Annotated in this window: 14 protein-coding genes; 13 read left to right on the forward strand and 1 reads right to left on the reverse strand. The window is 41.0% G+C overall.

What is annotated here, in order from left to right; all coding sequences use genetic code 11:
• Positions 1-991: 991 nt before the first annotated feature.
• The 13 genes from sdhC to pgaD all read left to right on the forward strand — a co-directional run bounded on the left by sdhC (position 992) and on the right by pgaD (position 19,306).
• Positions 992-1,390: a succinate dehydrogenase, cytochrome b556 subunit gene (gene sdhC, locus AC25JC_RS05060; RefSeq protein WP_078192993.1), complete on the forward strand. Its 399-nt coding sequence runs from the start codon at positions 992-994 to the stop codon at positions 1,388-1,390.
• Positions 1,390-1,755, forward strand: a complete 366-nt coding sequence (gene sdhD, locus AC25JC_RS05065) for a succinate dehydrogenase, hydrophobic membrane anchor protein (protein ID WP_078192992.1) — start codon at positions 1,390-1,392, stop codon at positions 1,753-1,755. The genes sdhC and sdhD overlap by 1 nt, the downstream gene beginning before the upstream one ends.
• Positions 1,756-1,767: 12 nt before the next feature.
• The gene (sdhA, locus tag AC25JC_RS05070; protein ID WP_078192991.1) at positions 1,768-3,666 is read left to right on the forward strand and encodes a succinate dehydrogenase flavoprotein subunit; all 1,899 of its coding nucleotides are present in this window, start codon (positions 1,768-1,770) and stop codon (positions 3,664-3,666) included.
• A gap of 14 nt (positions 3,667-3,680) precedes the next feature.
• On the forward strand, positions 3,681-4,388 hold the full coding sequence (locus AC25JC_RS05075; protein WP_078189905.1) for a succinate dehydrogenase iron-sulfur subunit: 708 nt from the start codon (positions 3,681-3,683) through the stop codon (positions 4,386-4,388).
• Between the two features lie 795 nt (positions 4,389-5,183).
• Positions 5,184-8,006, forward strand: a complete 2,823-nt coding sequence (locus AC25JC_RS05080; RefSeq protein WP_180092566.1) for a 2-oxoglutarate dehydrogenase E1 component — start codon at positions 5,184-5,186, stop codon at positions 8,004-8,006.
• Positions 8,007-8,022: 16 nt separating this feature from the next.
• The gene (gene odhB, locus AC25JC_RS05085; RefSeq protein WP_111884404.1) at positions 8,023-9,240 is read left to right on the forward strand and encodes a 2-oxoglutarate dehydrogenase complex dihydrolipoyllysine-residue succinyltransferase; all 1,218 of its coding nucleotides are present in this window, start codon (positions 8,023-8,025) and stop codon (positions 9,238-9,240) included.
• Positions 9,241-9,300: 60 nt separating this feature from the next.
• The gene (gene lpdA, locus AC25JC_RS05090; RefSeq protein ID WP_168379217.1) at positions 9,301-10,731 is read left to right on the forward strand and encodes a dihydrolipoyl dehydrogenase; all 1,431 of its coding nucleotides are present in this window, start codon (positions 9,301-9,303) and stop codon (positions 10,729-10,731) included.
• Between the two features lie 180 nt (positions 10,732-10,911).
• Positions 10,912-12,078, forward strand: coding sequence for an ADP-forming succinate--CoA ligase subunit beta (sucC, locus tag AC25JC_RS05095; protein ID WP_078192988.1), 1,167 nt, complete (start codon positions 10,912-10,914; stop codon positions 12,076-12,078).
• Positions 12,079-12,091: 13 nt separating this feature from the next.
• Positions 12,092-12,982 carry a succinate--CoA ligase subunit alpha gene (gene sucD / locus AC25JC_RS05100; protein WP_180102605.1) on the forward strand — a complete coding sequence of 297 codons (891 nt, stop codon included), beginning with the start codon at positions 12,092-12,094 and terminating at the stop codon, positions 12,980-12,982.
• 232 nt (positions 12,983-13,214) lie between these two features.
• Positions 13,215-15,671, forward strand: a complete 2,457-nt coding sequence (pgaA, locus tag AC25JC_RS05105) for a poly-beta-1,6 N-acetyl-D-glucosamine export porin PgaA (protein WP_486923578.1) — start codon at positions 13,215-13,217, stop codon at positions 15,669-15,671.
• Positions 15,671-17,536, forward strand: a complete 1,866-nt coding sequence (gene pgaB, locus AC25JC_RS05110) for a poly-beta-1,6-N-acetyl-D-glucosamine N-deacetylase PgaB (RefSeq protein WP_486923579.1) — start codon at positions 15,671-15,673, stop codon at positions 17,534-17,536. Before pgaA ends, pgaB (AC25JC_RS05110) begins: the two co-directional genes overlap by 1 nt.
• Positions 17,536-18,807: a poly-beta-1,6-N-acetyl-D-glucosamine synthase gene (gene pgaC / locus AC25JC_RS05115; RefSeq protein ID WP_486923580.1), complete on the forward strand. Its 1,272-nt coding sequence runs from the start codon at positions 17,536-17,538 to the stop codon at positions 18,805-18,807. Before pgaB (AC25JC_RS05110) ends, pgaC begins: the two co-directional genes overlap by 1 nt.
• Positions 18,794-19,306, forward strand: coding sequence for a poly-beta-1,6-N-acetyl-D-glucosamine biosynthesis protein PgaD (gene pgaD / locus AC25JC_RS05120; RefSeq protein WP_249705906.1), 513 nt, complete (start codon positions 18,794-18,796; stop codon positions 19,304-19,306). The genes pgaC and pgaD overlap by 14 nt, the downstream gene beginning before the upstream one ends.
• A gap of 55 nt (positions 19,307-19,361) precedes the next feature.
• On the opposite strand, the gene pgaB (AC25JC_RS05125) is transcribed toward pgaD, so the two are convergent.
• Complete coding sequence (gene pgaB / locus AC25JC_RS05125) at positions 19,362-20,618, reverse strand: poly-beta-1,6-N-acetyl-D-glucosamine N-deacetylase PgaB (protein ID WP_486923581.1); 1,257 nt, start codon at positions 20,616-20,618, stop codon at positions 19,362-19,364.
• Positions 20,619-20,633 lie beyond the last annotated feature (15 nt).

Genomic DNA, 20,633 nt, shown 5'->3' on the forward strand with positions numbered 1-20,633 from the left:
ACTCAGTACTAATCTTTTAATGCGAGAATCAGACAGATCAAAAATTTGCTCTAAGATTAGAGGGAACTGAAATTTTGTCAATTATACTTATGGATATAAATTGAGGATCATTCCTTGAAATGAAGCACAATTCATCCGCTTAAAAAATGAGTAAAATCACAGTGCCGACGCAGTATAATAAGTCAAATTGCAGGGGAGGTGCAGATTAAAAAAAGCCTATTGCCTTAATTGTAAGCAATTTTTAATTCTTAAAAACTCTGAAACAAATATGAATTACAAGACCGCTATTTCATTAAATTATTATAATTTTCGTAACTTACACACATCTGTGGCTCTAAATTGCTTTTTTCTTATTCATAATTAAAACGACTTAATCGTACTTAAAAAAAAGTTCGTTTGGTTAAAAAATAGTTAATTAAACGCCTTTAAAAGCTTAGTAAATGATCATTTTTGTCATTGGAAAGGTAAAAAATGGCGTTTTATTAAACAGATTTGCTGTTGCTGAGATTTTTATGCACAGACTAAGTACTTATTTCGTTTCATGATCTTTCAGTTTTATTATTTGAGAAAATGATGCACATTTATTTTTATGATTATGGCTTGGCGAATGTGTTGGAAGATTTTAAAATGTAGTGGGAAAAGAAAGATTTAGATTTGTTCATCTTTAGTCTAAAAGTTTAAATCGCCATATACACACAAAAACAATAAGTGAGATTTACATTTAACTGATTAAAACCAACAACATAGTATGATTTTCTTAGATAAATAAGGTATTTGTTTTTAGAAAAGTTATTGTTAATGATTCTTATTTAAGGATATTTTGCAAAATTCCTAATTGTCTTCGTTTGTGTTTTGAAAGTTCACGTTTTATAATTCCCTGTCGTTTATAAGATCAGACAGCTGCAGAGTTTATTATATTGTAATGTCTGACTATGCTAGCTTTCCTACGAATTAATTCCAACAAACTCCGGATGGAGTTTTTACTTACAGGATGCCCGCTGTGAAAAGCAACAGACCTGTCAATTTGTCCATGGGTCAAGTTTTAGACGTAAACTTAAAATCCCCTGTGGCTATTGCATCAATTTTACACCGTCTATCAGGTGTTATCGTATTTTTACTCGTACCGGTCCTTCTTTGGATTTTAGACAAATCTTTATCTTCACCTGAAGGTTTTGCGCAAGTTCAAGCTGTGTTTGATAGCTTTATTGTGCGTTTTGTCGTATGGGTATTTGTAGCCGGCTTAATTTATCACCTTATCGGTGGTATCAAGCATCTATTTGCAGATCTTGGCGTTGCTGAAGAACTTCAAAGTGGTCGTATCGCAGCTACTATTTCATTGATCTTGTCTGCAATCGGTATTGTTGCAGCATTTGTATGGATTGTTCTCTAATGAAAAGTGCTACAGGTTTAACAGGATCAGGTTCTCGCGATTGGTTTATCCAACGTGTAAGTGCCGTTGTATTGGCTGTTTATACTATTGTTGTGCTGGGCTGGATCCTTTGCAATAGCGGATTCACTTTTGAGCAATGGTATGGCTTTATGATGACAACACCAATGAAGATTATGTCTTTATTGTCTGTCTTATCTCTTGTTGCGCATGCTTGGATTGGTATGTGGCAAGTATTCACTGACTATGTGACTACTCGTCAAATGGGTCCTTCAGCAAACGGTCTGCGTTTAGTGCTGACTTCTGCAGTGATTGTTGCAGTATTTGCATACGCGATCTGGGCGATCCAGATTTTTTGGGCAAATTGATAGGAAAATATCATGGGCGCTATAACCCCTAAAGAAGATTACACAAATATTCCACACCTAACTTTCGATGCAGTCATCGTTGGTGGTGGTGGTTCAGGTATGCGTGCTTCTTACCAACTTGCTCAAGCTGGTTTGAAAGTTGCTGTACTGACTAAAGTATTCCCAACTCGTTCACACACTGTTGCAGCGCAGGGTGGTATTGGTGCATCTCTTGGTAACATGCAAGAAGATAACTGGCACTACCACTTCTACGATACAGTTAAAGGTTCTGACTGGTTAGGTGACCAAGACGCAATTGAGTTTATGACTCGTGAAGCGCCTCAAGTTGTATATGAGCTTGAACACCTAGGTATGCCATTTGACCGTAATGCTGACGGTACAATTTACCAACGTCCGTTTGGTGGTCATGCTGCGAACTATGGTGAAAAACCAGTTCCTCGTGCATGTGCTGCTGCCGACCGTACAGGTCATGCTCTTCTTCATACGCTTTATCAAAGCAACGTGAAAATGGGTACTCAATTCTTCGTTGAATGGATCGCACTTGATTTGATCCGTAATGAAGAGGGTGATGTGCTTGGTGTGACAGCAATTGACCAAGAAACAGGTAAAATTGCAGTATTCCAAGGTAAAGCAACATTGTTCGCTACTGGTGGTGCTGGTCGTGTTTACCGTGCATCTACTAACGCTTATATCAATACTGGTGACGGTCTTGGTATGGCAGCTCGTGCAGGTATTCCATTACAAGATATGGAATTCTGGCAATTCCACCCAACAGGTGTTGCGGGCGCAGGCGTATTGTTGACAGAAGGGTGTCGTGGTGAAGGTGCGATCCTTCGTAACGATGCTGGTGAGCCTTTCATGGAGCGTTATGCTCCGACACTGAAAGACTTGGCGCCTCGTGACTTTGTATCACGTTCTATGGACCAAGAAATTAAAGAAGGTCGTGGCTGTGGTCCTAAGAAAGACTACATCTTGCTTGATATGACGCATCTTGGTGCTGAAACAATCATGAAACGTCTTCCATCTGTATTTGAGATTGGTAAGAAATTCGCGAACGTTGACATCACTAAAGAGCCAATTCCTGTAGTACCTACAATCCATTACCAAATGGGTGGTATTCCTACAAATATTCATGGTCAAGTGGTTGTTCCTGTATCTCGTGAAACTGAAGCTTTGGTTGCGAACTACAATAAAGAAACTGGTGTGTACTCACACAATGCGGGTGACCGTGATTTCACTAAACCAGTGAAAGGTTTCTATGCAATTGGTGAATGTTCATGTGTATCTGTACACGGTGCTAACCGTCTAGGTACAAACTCATTGCTTGACTTGGTTGTATTTGGTAAAGCTGCTGGTGAACATATTGTTGACTATGTAACTAAACACCACGGTGATGAATATGCACCGCTTCCTACAACTGTTCTTGAAAAAACTTTGAATCGTGTTCGTCATCTTGATGAATCAACTTCTGGTGAAAATGCTCAAGAAGTTGCAGATGCAATCCGTGACATCGTTCAAGATCACGCTGGTGTATTCCGTACATCTGCACTTCTTGAAGAGGGTGTGAAACAGATTCTTGCGCTCGAACCACGTGTACGTAACATTCACTTGAAAGACAAATCTAAAGTATTTAACACAGCGCGTGTTGAAGCTCTAGAAGTTGAAAACCTGTATGAAGTTGCGAAAGCGACACTGATTTCTGCGGCTGCACGTAAAGAATGTCGTGGTGCGCATACAGTGGTAGATTTTGAATTACCACCTGATCATGCTGACTACCCATACGGTCGTCGTGATGATGAGTGGATGAAACACACTTTATGGTTCTCTGTAGATAACCGTCTTGAGTACAAACCAGTACGTTACAAGCCTTTATCTGTAGATGCTATTCCGCCTAAACCACGTACATTCTAATTGGGAGAAGTAAGATGAGTAGAGGTACTCGTACATTTAATATCTACCGCTACGATCCTGATAAGGATGCAGCTCCGTACATGCAAACTTTTAAACTAGAGTTGACTGATAAGCATCGTATGTTGCTTGATGCACTTCTAGCATTAAAAGTTCAAGACGAATCATTAACATTCCGTCGTTCATGTCGTGAAGGTATTTGTGGTTCTGATGGTGTAAACATTAATGGTAAAAATGGTTTGGCGTGTCTTTGGAACCTAAACGACTTACCAGAAGTGATCACAATTCGTCCACTTCCAGGTCTTCCAGTAATTAAAGATTTGGTTGTAGATATGAATCAGTTCTACGATCAGTACAATAAAATCCATCCGTTCCTAATCAACAATCAGCCTGCGCCTCCTAAAGAGCGTTTGCAGTCTCCTGAAGAGCGTGAACATTTAGATGGTTTGTACGAATGTATTCTTTGTGCATGTTGTTCAACTTCATGTCCATCATTCTGGTGGAACCCAGACAAGTTCTTGGGTCCTTCAGCATTGTTGAACGCATATCGCTTCATCATTGACTCTCGTGATACAGCAACTCAAGAGCGTTTGGCTCGTCTTGACGACCCATTCTCATTGTTCCGTTGTAAAGGTATCATGAACTGTGTATCTGTATGTCCTAAGGGTCTTAACCCAACTAAAGCAATCGGTCACATCCGTAATATGCTTTTAGATCTTGGTTAATAGATTTAGCAGTAAAAAGAAGCGCACCATTGGGTGCGCTTTTTTTGTCATATATAAAAATGATGATAGTGAAAGTTATTCGCTGTCATTGCAGAGTGCTATAAATGGATTTCATAGAAACGTAGTGAATTAAAAGTATAAAGTGATAGATAAATGGTTATTTATTGATGAAACGCTCGTTCAAGTCTGTCAAAAGGATTAGAAGATGTTATTATGTAACGTAGTAAAAAGAGAGAGGATAGGAATGTCAGCTCTCTTTTGTTTTTGTATATGAGATGAGGTAAAAATCGAACGTAGACTTTTGTCTTAATTGAAAGATCATTTTATATGTAGCACCATATCATAGATGAAAATACGAACAGTGTATTTCGCTAATTTATGAGAGGTATGTGTCAAAAAAATCAATTGAAAATGCTCGAACGTGTTAGCATTTAAAGTATCACTATATGTAAAAAATGACTTTGAATTGGGTACATTTTTTCTACAATTTAAGCGCTGTAGACGGTATATAAATGTTAATAAAGTCGCTTTAGAAAAGGTAATTGCGAAAAATTTATTTTTTCTAAGATGATTTGCAAAAATTGCCCGATTTATGTCGGGTATTTCTCAATGAGTAATGATGCCGCTGAGGGCGTTATTGTTCATTAATCACATTGGGTAATCCTAATGTAGTGATAACGCCTCAAGGCTTAAGCCTAATGGGGACTAATGTCATATTACCAATTTGACATTACTAATCATGGGTTCGCTTAAAAAGCATCCTGAAATGTTTTGCAATAGGAAATGGGTCCACAAATGCAAGAAGTTGCTGACGCACTGCGTCTTGACACTGAACTTAGCGCTGACAGTGCAGCGTATATTGAAGAACTTTATGAGCAGTATCTAACGGCTCCAGACTCAGTAGAGGCTGATTGGCGTGAATACTTCGATAAATTCCCGAAAGGTGATCAACCACACAGCAATGTACGTGAGCAATTCCTATTATTAGGCCGTAATTCAAGCCGTGTTCAGCCAGTAGTGCAAAGTGCAGTAAGTTCTGAGCATGAACGCCGTCAAATCGGTGTATTACAGTTGATCGCTGCATACCGTAACCGTGGTCATCAAAACGCAAAATTAGATCCACTTGGTCTTGCAAAACGTGAAATCGTGCCTGATCTAGATCTTGCTGCGCACGGTCTAACTCAGTCTGACTTAGATACTGTATTTAATACAGGTAACCTTGCAATCGGTAAGTCTGAAGCAACACTTGGTGAAATGGTTCAAGCAATGGAAGCAACTTATACTGCTTCGATTGGTGTTGAATACATGCACATTGTTGATACAAAAGAAAAACGTTGGATTCAACAACGCCTTGAAGGTACTCGTGGTCAATTTGGCTACACTGCAGACCAGAAAAAACACATCCTTGAACGTCTAACTGCAGCTGAAGGCCTAGAAAAATATCTTGGTAACAAATTCGTTGGTGCGAAACGTTTCGGTGTTGAGGGTGGTGAATCTTTCATTCCTATGGTGAATGAACTTATTCAACGCGCAGGTTCAGTAGGCTGTAAAGAAGTGGTTATCGGTATGCCTCACCGTGGCCGTTTAAACCTTCTTGTAAACATCATGGGTAAAAACCCAGCTGATCTATTTGGTGAGTTTGAAGGTAAATCTCTGCATAAAAAAGGCTCTGGTGACGTTAAATACCACCAAGGTTTCTCTTCAAACGTCATGACTCCGGGTGGCGAAGTTCATTTGGCATTAGCGTTTAACCCATCACATTTAGAAATCGTTGGACCTGTAGTAGAAGGTTCTGTACGCGCACGTCAAGTACGTCGTAAAGATATCGGTGGTGATGATGTATTACCAATCATCGTTCACGGAGATGCTGCATTTGCAGGTCAAGGTGTAAACCAAGAAACCTTCCAAATGTCACAAACTCGCGGTTATACCGTGGGTGGTACAGTTCATATCGTTGTAAACAACCAAGTTGGTTTCACAACGTCTGACCCACGTGATGCGCGTTCTACAGAATACTGTACTGACATCGCGAAAATGATCCAAGCACCGATCTTCCATGTGAACGGTGATGATCCTGAATCTGTATTATTTGTTTCTCAATTGGCACACGATTTCCGTCATACATTCCGTAAAGACGTTGTAATCGATATGTTCTGCTACCGTCGTCGTGGTCATAACGAAGCCGACGAGCCAGCTGCAACTCAGCCAATGATGTATCAAATCATCAATAAAAAAGCGACTACACGTACGCTTTATGCTGACAAGCTTGTACAAGAAGGTGTTATTGATCGCGCTTCTGCTGATGCAATGGTTGAACAGTATCGTTCTGATCTTGAAGCAGGTAAACACGTTGCAAATGCGTTGGTACTTGAGCCAAATACAAAAATGTTTGTGGACTGGAAACCTTACCTAGGCCACGAATACACAGATAAATGGGATACCACTTTCCCAATCGAACGTCTAAAAGAGCTTGGTGCGAAAATGCGCGAGCTTCCAGAAGGCTTCGTGATGCAACGTCAGGTTGCTAAAGTGATTGATGACCGTCTGAAAATGCAGACCGGTGAAATGCCATTGAACTGGGGTGCTGCTGAAACATTAGCTTACGCGTCTCTTCTAGATGAAGGTTTCCTTGTTCGTTTAACAGGTGAAGACGTTGGTCGTGGTACATTCTCACACCGTCATGCAAAACTTCATAACCAAGTAGATGGTTCAACTTACATTCCATTATGTAACTTGAAAGAAAACCAACCACGTACAGCTATTTATGACTCATTATTGTCAGAAATGGCGGTTCTTGCATTCGAATACGGTTATGCAACGACTCTTCCGAAGAGCCTTGTCATTTGGGAAGCGCAATTTGGTGACTTCGCAAACTGTGCACAGGTTGTAATCGATCAGTTCATCGCGTCTGGCGAAACTAAGTGGGAACGTGTATGCGGTCTGACTATGCTTCTTCCACACGGCTTTGAAGGTCAAGGTCCTGAGCATTCATCAGCTCGTTTAGAGCGTTTCTTACAGCTATGTGCTGAAGAAAATATGCAAGTGATCACACCGACTACACCAGCGCAGATTTACCATGCGATGCGTCGTCAAGCACTTCGTCCAATCCGTAAACCAATGATCGTGACTTCACCGAAGTCTCTTCTTCGTCACAAACTTGCAACGTCTACTTTAGAAGAACTTGCAAATGGTTCATTCCAAACTGTGATCGACGAAATCGACAACATCAACAAATCAGACGTAACTCGTCTAGTGCTTTGTGGTGGTAAGGTTTACTACGACTTACTTGAAAAACGTCGTGAAAAAGAATTGAACAACACAGCAATCGTTCGTATTGAACAATTGTATCCGTATCCAGAAGCACGTCTTGCTGAAGTTCTGGCACAATATCCAAACATTAAAGAATTGGTTTGGGCTCAAGAAGAACCGAAGAACCAAGGTGCATGGTTATTCATCGCTCCGCGTCTTTATGACGACGTGATGAAAGCGGGCAAACAAGTTCGTATTAGTTATGCAGGTCGTGAAGCTTCTGCTGCACCGGCTTGTGGTTCACCATATTTGCACGCAAAACAACAAGCTCAGCTCGTAAATGATGCTTTAGCTATCGTAGCTGAATAACAGGAGATTCTTAATAATGGCAACCGAAATTAAAGCACCGGTATTCCCAGAGTCAGTTGCTGACGGTACAGTTGCAACTTGGCACAAACAACCAGGTGAAGCAGTATCACGTGACGAAGTGATTTGTGATATTGAAACAGATAAAGTTGTTTTAGAAGTTGTAGCTCCTGCTGACGGTACGATTTCTGCAATCGTTAAAAACGAAGGCGATACAGTTCTTTCTGCTGAGGTGATTGCGACTTTTGAAGAAGGTGCTGCTTCTGGCGCTGCTCAAACTCAAGCTGTTCAATCAGAAGAGAAAGTAGAACAAGCTGCTGCGCAAACTCAAGCGGGCGCTGCTCCTGTTGTTGAACGTGCTCAACCTGTTGCTGATCAAGCTCCTGCAGTGCGTAAAGCATTGACTGAGTCTGGCATTGCTGCTGCTGACGTTGCTGGCACTGGCCGTGGCGGTCGCATCACTAAAGAAGATGTTGCAAACCATCAAGCTAAACCAGCTGCTCCTGCTGCTGCGCCATTAAGCGTTGCTGTTGGTGAACGTATCGAAAAACGTGTTCCTATGACTCGTCTTCGTAAGCGTGTTGCTGAACGTCTACTTGCTGCAACTCAAGAAACTGCAATGTTGACTACGTTCAACGAAGTAAACATGAAACCAATCATGGAAATGCGTGCGCAATACAAAGATGCTTTTGAAAAGCGTCATGGTGCACGTCTTGGCTTCATGTCATTCTTCGTTAAAGCGGCAACTGAAGCACTTAAACGCTACCCAGCTGTAAACGCTTCGATTGATGGCAATGACATCGTTTACCACGGTTTCTACGACATCGGTGTTGCTGTATCAAGCGACCGTGGTCTAGTAGTTCCAGTTCTTCGTGATACTGACCGCATGAACTATGCTGAAGTTGAAAATGGTATCCGTGCATACGCTGGTAAAGCGCGTGATGGTAAATTGGGTATTGAAGACATGACTGGCGGTACATTCACTATTACTAATGGTGGTACTTTCGGGTCTTTGCTTTCTACACCTATCTTAAATACGCCACAAACTGCGATTTTGGGTATGCATAAAATCCAAGAACGTCCTATGGCTGTAAATGGTCAAGTTGAAATCTTGCCAATGATGTACTTAGCGCTTTCTTATGACCACCGTCTAATCGATGGTAAAGAAGCAGTAGGCTTCCTTGTAACAATCAAAGAATTGTTAGAAGAACCAGCTAAGCTAATCCTTGATCTTTAATACTTCAGAATAATGCAATGGGCTTAGAGCGATCCTCTAAGCCCATTTTTGGAGATACACATGTCTCAATTTGATTTAGTTGTTATTGGTGGCGGTCCTGGTGGTTATGAAGCTGCTATCCGCGCTGCTCAATTAGGCTTTAAAGTAGCTTGTATTGAAAAACGTATTCATAAAGGTAAACCATCTTTAGGTGGTACTTGCTTAAACGTGGGTTGTATCCCATCTAAAGCATTACTTGATTCATCTCACCGCTATGAAGATACCGTTCATCACTTAGATGACCACGGTATTACGACTGGTGAAGTGAAATTTGATCTTGCAAAACTGCTTGATCGTAAAGACAAAATTGTTAACCAATTAACAATGGGTATTGATGGCCTACTTAAAGGCAATGGTATCGAATGGTTAAAAGGTACAGGTAAATTACTTGCAGGTAAGAAAGTTGAGTTTGTATCTCACGAAGGTGAAACTCAAATTTTAGAACCTAAATATGTAATCCTTGCATCGGGTTCTGTGCCGGTAAATATTCCTGTTGCTCCTGTAGACCAAGACATTATTGTTGACTCTACTGGTGCGCTTGAGTTCCCAGAAGTGCCTAAACGTCTTGGCGTAATCGGCGCGGGTGTCATTGGTCTTGAACTTGGTTCAGTATGGCGTCGTCTTGGTTCTGAAGTTGTTGTATTTGAAGCAATGGATGCATTCTTGCCAATGGCTGATAAGGCTTTGGCAAAAGATTACCAAAAAGTATTGACTAAACAAGGCCTTGATATCCGTGTTGGCGCTAAAGTTGCTGGTACAGAAGTCAATGGCCGTGAAGTTACTGTTAAGTACACTCAAGGCGGCGAAGACAAAACTCAAACTTTCGATAAATTGATCGTTTGTGTGGGTCGTAAAGCATATGCAGAAGGTTTATTGGCTGAAGATTCAGGCATTAAACTCACTGAGCGCGGTCTAGTTGAAGTAAACGATTGGTGTGCAACTTCAGTTGAAGGTGTATATGCAATTGGTGACTTGGTACGTGGTCCAATGCTTGCACATAAAGCAATGGAAGAAGGCGTAATGGCTGTTGAGCGTATCCACGGTCATGCAGCTCAAGTGAACTATGACACTATCATCTCTGTAATTTACACACACCCAGAAGCGGCGTGGGTTGGTTTAACAGAAGAGCAAGCGAAAGAAAAAGGCCACGAAGTTAAAACAGGTCAATTTGGTTTCGCTGCAAATGGTCGTGCAATGGCTGCTGGTGAAAACGCAGGCTTTGTTAAGTTTGTTGCTGATGCGAAGACAGATCGTCTACTCGGTATGCACGTGATTGGACCTGCAGCGTCTGATATCGTACACCAAGGTATGATCGCACTTGAGTTCGTATCAAGTGTTGAAGACCTACAGTTAATGACTTTCGGTCACCCGACATTCTCTGAAGTCGTTCACGAAGCTGCACTTGCAGTCGATGGACGTGCAATTCACGCGATTCAGCGTAAACGTAAATAAGATGTAAAAAGAGCGGCTTAGGCCGCTCTTTTTTGTTTCAGATGGTTGTTTTAATTTGAATAATCATCTAAAAATAAAGATAAGAAATATTTTAAGATTTAAAAAGGTTAAAGCTGCTTTGACGGATGTCTGGGCTTTAATGGGTCATAACAAAGCGAAGAAAGAGTAAAAGGTTGTTCAATGAATCTACACGAATATCAAGCTAAAGCGTTATTAAAAAAATATGGTATGCCAGTCCAAGAAGGCGTATTTGTAACTACCGCAGAAGAAGCAGTCAAAGCTTTTGAGCAACTGGGTGGTAAGTTTGCGGTACTCAAAGCCCAAGTGCATGCAGGTGGTCGTGGTAAAGCAGGCGGCGTTAAAGTCGTAAAATCTGCACAAGAAGCCACTGATTATGTGAACCAAATGGTCGGCTCACGCTTAGTCACTTATCAAACAGATGCATTAGGTCAACCCGTCAGCGGTATTTTGGTATCTGAAGATGTTTATCCAGTAGAGCGTGAATTGTACCTAGGTGCTGTAGTTGACCGTTCTAGCCGTCGTGTGACCTTTATGGCATCGACTGAAGGTGGGGTTGAAATTGAGAAAGTTGCAGAAGAAACGCCTGAAAAAATTATTAAAGTTGAAGTTGATCCTCTAGTTGGATTATTGCCATTCCAAGCGCGTGAAGTGGCATTTGCATTAAATCTAAAAGATGGTCAAGTGAATCAATTTGTCAAAATCATGTCTGCGGCTTATCAAGCATTTATTGAAAATGATTTTGCTTTATTTGAAATTAATCCGTTATCCGTACGTGAAAATGGCGAAATTTTATGTGTGGATGCAAAAATTGGTATCGACTCAAATGCTTTATATCGCTTACCAGAAATCGCAGCACTACGCGATAAAACGCAAGAAAATGAGCGTGAGCTGAAAGCATCAGAATTTGATTTGAACTATGTTGCCTTAGAAGGCAATATTGGCTGTATGGTCAATGGTGCTGGCCTAGCGATGGCAACCATGGACATCATTAAACTCTATGGTGGTCAACCTGCAAACTTCCTAGATGTCGGCGGTGGCGCGACCAAAGAACGCGTAATTGAAGCCTTTAAAATCATTTTGGCGGATAGTTCTGTGCAAGGTGTATTAATTAATATTTTTGGTGGGATTGTACGTTGTGACATGATTGCTGAAGCAATTATTGCAGCGGTTCAAGAAGTAAATGTGACTGTACCTGTGGTTGTTCGTTTAGAAGGGAACAATGCAGAGTTGGGTGCAAAATTACTTGATGAATCAGGTTTGAAATTGATTTCTGCAAATGGCTTGGCTGATGCTGCAGAAAAAATTGTTGCTGCGGTAAAAGGCTAAGGGAGTAGAGATCATGAGCGTATTAGTTAATAAAGACACCAAAGTATTGGTACAAGGTTTTACCGGTAAAAACGGTACATTCCATTCTGAACAGTCAATTGCTTACGGCACAAAAGTGGTCGGTGGGGTGACTCCGGGTAAAGGCGGCACACAACATTTGAATCTACCCGTATTTAATACCATGAAAGAAGCGGTGCGTGAAACGGGTGCAACGGCAACCTCGATTTATGTACCTGCACCATTTGTCCTAGATTCAATTATTGAATCTATAGATGCAGGTGTAGAGCTGATCGTTGTGATTACGGAAGGTGTGCCGACACTTGATATGCTAAAAGCGAAACGTTACCTAGAAACCTATGGTAACAATGCACGTCTAATTGGTCCGAACTGTCCAGGGATTATTACTCCGGGTGAATGTAAGATCGGTATTATGCCGGGGCATATTCATCAGCCGGGTAAAATCGGCATTATCTCGCGTTCAGGGACTCTGACCTATGAAGCTGTAGCGCAAACCACGAAGCTGGGTCTAGGTCAGTCGACGTGTATCGGTATTGGGGGAGATCCAATTCCGGGCATGAACCAAATTGATTGCTTAAAGCTGTTCCAAGACGACCCGCAAACTGAAGCGATCATCATGATTGGTGAGATTGGTGGTACAGCAGAAGAAGAAGCGGCTGAATATATCCAGTCGAATGTAACTAAGCCTGTTGTCGGTTATATCGCGGGTGTGACTGCACCAAAAGGTAAACGTATGGGACATGCAGGCGCAATCATTTCGGGTGGTAAAGGCACAGCAGAAGAGAAATTCGCTGCCTTTGAAAAAGCCGGTATGGCCTATACCCGTAGTCCTGCTGAATTAGGCTCGACTATGTACGAAGTTTTAAAGTCTAAAGGTCTTGCTTAAGTACGGTAAGTTTCTGTTAATAAAAACCCCTCAAATGAGGGGTTTTTTTATTTTTATTTAATAATAGTGGTTGAATAGTAAAGAAAATCTATAAAATTAGCATATTCTCATTCATTATTAACACTTTAGTATGAATAATTAACCAAATTTAATCGGTCAAAATATGATATAATGTGAAATACATCACATTAATTTAATTTGATGAATAATTACTCTTCTAACGTGAATAATCATGATTTATAAATCTTATTTATCTCGTCTATGTTTCTTGTCGATTTTTTCGAGCCTTCCTACGATTGTATTTGCAGTTGATAATATTGATCAGCAAAGAGAACAAAGTGTTGCAGATATCCGTGTCGGTAAAGTGGATCAGGGATTTAACCAATTAAAAGTTTTATTAGCGCAACATCCTGAAAATCAGAAGCTCATTGCAGATTACACGCTCCTGCGTTATGCAAATGCAACCTTTAGCTCTAGAGATGTGACTTACTTGGCGCAGATTAATCCAGATACGTTTCCAGATTATGGCAAAGTCAGTGTCATCAAAGCTTTACGTGATCTTAAACAATATGATCAAGCCTTACAGTGGGCACAAAAATTTTATCAGCAGGATCAATCGGAACAGTGGTTGATTTGGCAGGGTGTGTTGCTGGCAGAATCAGGTCAAAAAGATCAAGCAAAACAAAAACTGGCAAATCTCAACTTACAGTCGCTTGGTGCAGATTATCTTTCGCAATTGGCCTATGCCTATCGATTATTGGATATGCCTGCTGAATCTCTCAATGCAGCGAAATATGAGCTAGAAAAACAGCCAAATACTGATACCCAAGAACAGTATATATTGGCTCTATTGCAAAATAGCGATTTTGCCACTGCGCAAAGCTATATTCAGGCCAATGGACTCAATAGTTCTAAGCCAGTGTTGCAACATTTGCTCAAGATGAATGAGTTCTCACAGCGTATCCAACAAGGCATTCAAGCCTCAAAAAATGCGTTTGATATGAAGCGTGGGGCAACGGCATTTGAACCACTAGATCGTGTTCTGGCTGAAATGAGTGCTTATGAAGAGTCACTTCCTGCAGATGAAGCCAGTAAACGTAAATTTTATTATGAATATATCTATGCCTTAAATGCACGTAATGCTTCAAAGCATGCATTGGCACAAGTAGAAAAAACAGGTCAAACAGCTAAAGAAATGCCTGCTTATGTACGACATGCTTTAGCAGACAGCTATTTAAAATTACGTCAACCTGAAAAAGCTGAGCCTTTATATCAGAGTTTATTTGCTGAAAAAAATTATGCGGACTATAACGTCTATGCTGGTTTGTACTATAGCTTGATCGAACAAGAAAAATTTAAACAAGCCAATCAGTTAATCGACACCATGGACAAACAGTTGCCGACCTTTGTTTATAGTAATGCAAAAGGTGTTGATAAGGCGCCACACGATGATCGTACTGAATTTATTGCGTTGAAGGGATTGAACTATGCTTATCGCAACGAGCATGAAAAAGCGGAACGTTACTTTAATGACTTAACCGCAAAGGCTCCCGGCAATATCGGGTATCAAAATAATTTGGCATTAATTCAACGTTGGCGTGAAAAACCAGAGCAATCCCAGCACACTTTGGCACAGCAGAATAGCTTGGAGCCCATTTCACAGGGAACGCAAATTAACCGCATGCAGAATTTCCAAGCCTTGAGTCAAATTCAAGCTTGGCGTGAACTCAATCAATATATGGTCAGCCATGTCGGTGATGATACGGGCGTAAAACAAAGTAAAAAAGAATTGGATGATCGGAATCGTGCGTCAATTCAACATCAAAGTACCTTTGCGAAAAGTGAGTCTGATGATCCTCGTGTACAAAATCGCCTGAAAGGTTCACGTGAACAGGAAAACTGGACGCGTATCAATAGCCCATGGTTTTACGATAATTATCGACTCTTTGCAGACCATAGCAATCGTTGGTCGAAGTATGAGTCTGGCAAATTAAAAGACCAGCGGATTGGCATGGGTTTAGAGTGGGCTTCGGATCGTAAAGCTGCATCTACATTATTCTCTCAAAGCACCGATGGCGACCGTTTTGGTGTGCAATTAGATTGGTCACATTGGTTAAATGATCATTGGAACTATGCACTGGGTTACGATAGCCAAGCGGATATTCCATTGCAATCTTTGGCACAGGATCATGAAGGGCAGGCTTATCGTTTTGCATTGAACTGGCAACAAAATGAATCACGCAAAGCAGGTGCAAGTTATCAATTGACCGATATTGATGATGGCAATCTACGCCAAGAACTATCGGGATATTTTAAACAACAATTCCAGCAATCTCCGCATCATATTTCTGCGGCAACACTGCGTGGTTATTACGGAAAAAATGATCCGATTGATGTGCCTTATTTTAACCCTGAACATAGCTATAGCGCTGAAGTGACATTGGAACATGATTGGATGACATGGCGAGATTATGAGCGTCATTTTAACCAGCACTTTGCAGCAACTATCGGTACATTCAGACAAAAAGGCTACTCAAGTCGTCCGATTTATAATTTGTATTATCAACATGATTGGCAGCTCTCACGCACGTGGAAATTGAACTACGGCATAGGTTGGGGTTCACATCCGTATGACGGAAAAGATGAAGATCGTAGCTACGCAGTTGTTGGATTTGAGGGGCGCTTCTAATGAAAAATACATTAATTCACCTCATGTTAAAGCAAAGCTTAGTTCTAGCTGTGACTTTGCCTATCAGCATGACATACCTGTTTGCTGAAAATAATGTGCTACAGACTGAAAATTTGGCGATGCCTGTAATTGATGAAAGTGCCGCACATAACCAATTTGTAACGTTGACCTTTCATGATGTTCGAGATGATGTCGCCAAACGTGGTGATCGAGATGTATATGCGATTAGTACACAAAATCTCGGCCAATATTTTGCGTGGATTAGACGAGAAGGTTGGCAGCCCATTCGTTTAGAAGATGTCATGCAGGCTCGCTTACAAAAGAAAAAGTTACCTGAAAAGGCGCTATTATTAACCTTTGATGATGGTGCGCTAAGTAGTTATAGCAAAGTCTTTCCATTGTTAAAGCAATATCAATTTCCTGCAGTTTTTGCCATTCCAACCAGTTGGATTAATGGTAATACCAAAGATGCTTATGAAGCTTATGGTGTGGGTAATTTGATGAATTGGGATCAAATGCGGGAAATGCAAAAGTCGGGATATGCCGAATTTGTGTCGCATTCTGATGATCTGCATCATGGTATTTTGGCAAACCCACAAAAAAATATGGAACCTGCTGCGATTACACGTCAGTATTTTCCAGCTCAAAACCGCTATGAAACCGATGCTGAGTTCGAGCAGCGTATTGTGCAAGATTTGAAGAAATCTAAACAAGAACTTGATCGTCAACTGGGCATTCATAGTATGGCAATCTTCTGGCCATACGGCGCAGTTACACCAGAAATTGAGGGATATGCACGTAAAGCAGGACTGCCCATGTCGTTTAGCTTGGGTAACGTGGTCAGTCAGGCTGATTCGGTGCATACCTATCAGCGTGCCCTGATTATGGATAACCCAACACCAGAGTTTATCCACCAAAATATGGAAGACTTTATCGTTGAAGCTCGTGCGCCTTATAAACAACGTAAAACATTCCTGAATTTTAATTTGGCTGAATTACAAGCACCAACGGCTGAGCAATCAGATCAGAAATTAGGGAGATTATTAGACCAGGTCAATGCGTTAAAAACCAATACATTGCTTTTAAATGCCGCAGTTGATCATGATGGTGACGGTAAAATTGATGCTTTATTTTTCCCAAATTCAAAACTACCGATGCAACAAGATTTACTGAATCGCACTGTATGGCAAGCCCGTACACGAATCGGTAATCGCGTGTATGCACAGCTCCCAATCAGTTTGGAGTTACAGCAGGGGATTAATTTGGCAGACCTAACGGCAGATCTATTGAAAAACAATAGTTCGCTAGAAGGTTTAATTATTAACACCGGTAACAGCTTGGACTGTGCAATTCATTCAGCTCAGTGGTCAACAGCATGTACTGAGCAAGTGCAAAAAATTATTGCAATTAAAGAGCGTAGTAAGGCGCAAGCGCATTTTTATTCCAATATTAGTAATGATAACCAAACCGCGCTCAAAGTGAATTTAACTGGACATCAATTTTCTGGATTAAAACCGTTGGTGACTCGTGCCTTAACAGCGTCGGACTTTCTGTATTTAAGTATTAATCCAGGTCAGCATCCGCAAAGTTTTAAAGCCTTTATGTCCGCATTGAAGACTTTGAATACAGAGCAAAAGCAACGCTTAATTGTCAGTTTGGATATCAATCCAAATATGAGCGAGAAAGATTGGACACAGTATCAGCAAAACTATCAGGCTTTACGCGCAGCATCGGTTCAAAAAATCGGACTGAATAATTATCAGCTTCAGGATGGCGAACGCGTTCAACATCACCTATATCAAAGCATCAGCTTGAATGGCAGTCCACTGACTTACCGTGATCCGTATATACAAGGAGGTCAGTAATGCACGAATGGGAACTGAGTTTTAACGATCTGTTTTTTGCCTTTGCTTTCCTATATCCCTTGTTTATGGCGTGGATTTGGATTGCTGGAGGCGTGTGGTTCTACTTAAAGCGTGAATGGAAACAACCTGAACTTCCCGTGCCAACCGAGCAAGGCTGTAGCATCATTGTGCCTTGCTTTAATGAAGAAGCACAGGTACGAGACACAATTCGATATGCGATGCAGAGCCAATATCCAAATTTTGAAGTGATAGCGGTGAATGATGGAAGTAAAGATCGAACCGCTGAAATTCTAGACCAATTGGTACTCGAATATCCGAGATTGCGTGTGGTGCATTTGGCTGAGAATCAGGGTAAAGCGTATGCATTACGTGCAGGCGCGATGGTCAGCCAATTTGAACACTTGATTTGTATTGATGGTGATGCATTATTGCACCCGCATTCGGCACTTTGGATGATGCATCATCTGACCAGTTTTCCACGCGTGGGCGCTGTAACCGGTAATCCACGTATTGTGAACCGTTCAAGCATCTTGGGTAAAATTCAGGTTGGAGAGTTTTCTTCGATTATTGGCTTAATCAAGCGATCTCAAAGAACCTATGGTCGTATTTTTACAGTGTCGGGGGCAATTGCAGGTTTCAGAAAAACGGCACTCGACCGCATCGGTTATTGGCGTGATGACATGATAACAGAAGATATTGATGTGTCATGGCGTTTGCAGTTTGATCATTGGGATTTGCACTATGTGCCGCAAGCCCTTTGCTATATATATATGCCAGAAACATTTAATGGACTTTGGAAACAACGTTTACGTTGGGCTCAAGGCGGCATCGAAGTACTATTTGCCTATTTACCTAAAATATTTAAATGGCGTTTACGTCGGATGTGGCCGATTGCATTCGAATCTATTATTAGCGTGATCTGGGCATATGTCATGTTCAGTATTTTTGTCTTGTATTTTTATGGTCTATTTTTCTCATTACCGGGTGAGTGGGCGATTCAATCACTTTTACCTCAATGGTATGGAGTGATTTTAGGCGTGACCTGTTTATTCCAGTTCCTCGTGAGTTTATGGATCGATCGCGCTTACGACAAAAAACGCTTACTGCGAAATTATTTTTGGGTGATTTGGTATCCCTTATTTTTCTGGATCTTAGCCATGCTGACAACGGTCGTTGCTTTGCCAAAGACTATTTTTAAAACCCAAAAGCGTGCGCGTTGGGTCAGTCCAGACCGTGGATTTAGAGGGGAGGAAAACAATGAACCAAGTTAATTTACAAAATCAGAAGCCGGTTGCAGATTCAGATTTTAAAATTATTCAAGATGAATCATTGCTTGAATTACCTGAATATATTGATAAACCTGAATACGTCAAACGCAAGTCAGCAGGCTATGGTCTGATGGCAGTCGGGTGGATGCTTTGGATGTGGTTGTTTTTACCGCTATTAACCCTTGTGTTTTGGTGGTTTGAAGGCACGGTGGTGTATTCACAGGTTATGGATCAGTCCCAACCGATGACCAGTCTAACGATCATGAAATTGATTTTCTCAATCGGAATCTTTATTTGCTGTCTATTTGTTTGGGCAAGTTATAACTGGCTGCGTTTTCACGGTGAAGACCGACGAAAGGCGCCTGAGAATGCTCAAGATGAAGATTTGGCGAAAAGCTTTCACGTAAAATCCAGTGATATAGCGACAATGCGAAAATCGAAAAATATCACCTTACACTATACGGATGAAGGTCAATTAGAACACTATAAAATCAACAGCTAATCAGGCGTTCTTCATTAGATCTAAGGTTTTAGATCTGATGATGTAGGCATTGGTATCAGTCCGTAGCTAGGGCAGGTGCAAATGCCTTTTTTATTTGCTGTGCATCTGGATGATTTTGCACGAAATCATCTGGATAATACCCAATATGTTGCACACCATGTTGTTCTAGTAAACGGATGGTGTCTGTGAGCTCCTGATTAGAAATGGGTTTTTGATGATTCCAATCGGTCACTTGAAGTTCAAAAATAGTACGGCTTAAATTAGGGTCATATTTTTTTGCACGTTCGATCAAGTTTAAATAAAACTGACGATGATCATCTGCTTTTTCCATATAGGGCATGGCCATGATGGCGTTGTAATCATAATGTTGATATGTACTGGCATTAGACTGGCTAAACCATTTTTCACTGTTCGGGTTCAGCACAGCTTCAGCATACATATTTCGAGCAAAATGTAAGTCGGGTTGCTGCTGTTTTAAAATCTGACTGATGCCTTCAGCAAATTGGTCTAGATAAGCCGTTTTGTAGCGTGAAAATTCAAGCTGCTGCGCATGCTTTGGCTGTCCAATCAATTGTCGATCGAAGCCCCACGTTTTGTATGTCTGAAGTGCTGCGGCACTATTATCCTCAAAATCATTGAGAGTGATATCATCATGATAAAGAATGCCATCCACTTTATTTTGCTGAATAAAGTCTAGAAAAATTTCTGCTGTGTATTGTTGGTTTCTTGGGTCAAAGGGCGATATTCGAATATAACCTTTCTTTTCACTTTGGCTTTTTACATATTGCAGCGGGTACTGTTTCGGGAACTCCCACGCAATTAAAGGCAGCCATGCATATACGGTTTTTACTTGAGTCTGCTGTCGTATTTCGTGCAAAACACGTTGAAATAAATCTGAGCGCATTGGGATATAGCGATTTTTAAAATACACCGCATCAGCCGAACCATTGGCATCAGGGTCTGCAAAAGCTTGTAGAAAAATCGTATTGGCTTCAATGTGACGGATACGTTCGATCAATGCACGGATATTTTGTTCTTGTTGAGCCTGATTGGCATCATATACATAATCTAAGTCGATATGCATGATGCGCATACGTTCAGGAGTACTTGGCTTTTGTGTATTGTTGGTCGAAGTTTGATGTATAGAATTGGCTGATGCATATTGCTTGACCAAGTCTTGTATAGGGTGGTGGATAATACGTACCGTTTCAGCACTGCTACAGCCTGAAAAGACCAAACCGAAGCAGGTCATTAGACCTATTAATTTTTTAAAGGGGCGTAGGGAAGTAACGGCATTTAAGGAAGAAGTCATATTTATACTTGCACT

The sequence above is a fragment of the Acinetobacter sp. P37 genome (genome assembly GCF_057480965.1).

Coding starts and splice junctions, on each gene's coding strand:
- sdhC (WP_078192993.1), top strand. CDS start 992: ATGCCCGCTGTGAAAAGCAACAGACCTGTCAATTTGTCCATGGGTCAA.
- sdhD (WP_078192992.1), top strand. CDS start 1,390: ATGAAAAGTGCTACAGGTTTAACAGGATCAGGTTCTCGCGATTGGTTT.
- sdhA (WP_078192991.1), top strand. CDS start 1,768: ATGGGCGCTATAACCCCTAAAGAAGATTACACAAATATTCCACACCTA.
- AC25JC_RS05075 (WP_078189905.1), top strand. CDS start 3,681: ATGAGTAGAGGTACTCGTACATTTAATATCTACCGCTACGATCCTGAT.
- AC25JC_RS05080 (WP_180092566.1), top strand. CDS start 5,184: ATGCAAGAAGTTGCTGACGCACTGCGTCTTGACACTGAACTTAGCGCT.
- odhB (WP_111884404.1), top strand. CDS start 8,023: ATGGCAACCGAAATTAAAGCACCGGTATTCCCAGAGTCAGTTGCTGAC.
- lpdA (WP_168379217.1), top strand. CDS start 9,301: ATGTCTCAATTTGATTTAGTTGTTATTGGTGGCGGTCCTGGTGGTTAT.
- sucC (WP_078192988.1), top strand. CDS start 10,912: ATGAATCTACACGAATATCAAGCTAAAGCGTTATTAAAAAAATATGGT.
- sucD (WP_180102605.1), top strand. CDS start 12,092: ATGAGCGTATTAGTTAATAAAGACACCAAAGTATTGGTACAAGGTTTT.
- pgaA (WP_486923578.1), top strand. CDS start 13,215: ATGATTTATAAATCTTATTTATCTCGTCTATGTTTCTTGTCGATTTTT.
- pgaB (WP_486923579.1), top strand. CDS start 15,671: ATGAAAAATACATTAATTCACCTCATGTTAAAGCAAAGCTTAGTTCTA.
- pgaC (WP_486923580.1), top strand. CDS start 17,536: ATGCACGAATGGGAACTGAGTTTTAACGATCTGTTTTTTGCCTTTGCT.
- pgaD (WP_249705906.1), top strand. CDS start 18,794: ATGAACCAAGTTAATTTACAAAATCAGAAGCCGGTTGCAGATTCAGAT.
- pgaB (WP_486923581.1), bottom strand. CDS start 20,618: ATGACTTCTTCCTTAAATGCCGTTACTTCCCTACGCCCCTTTAAAAAA.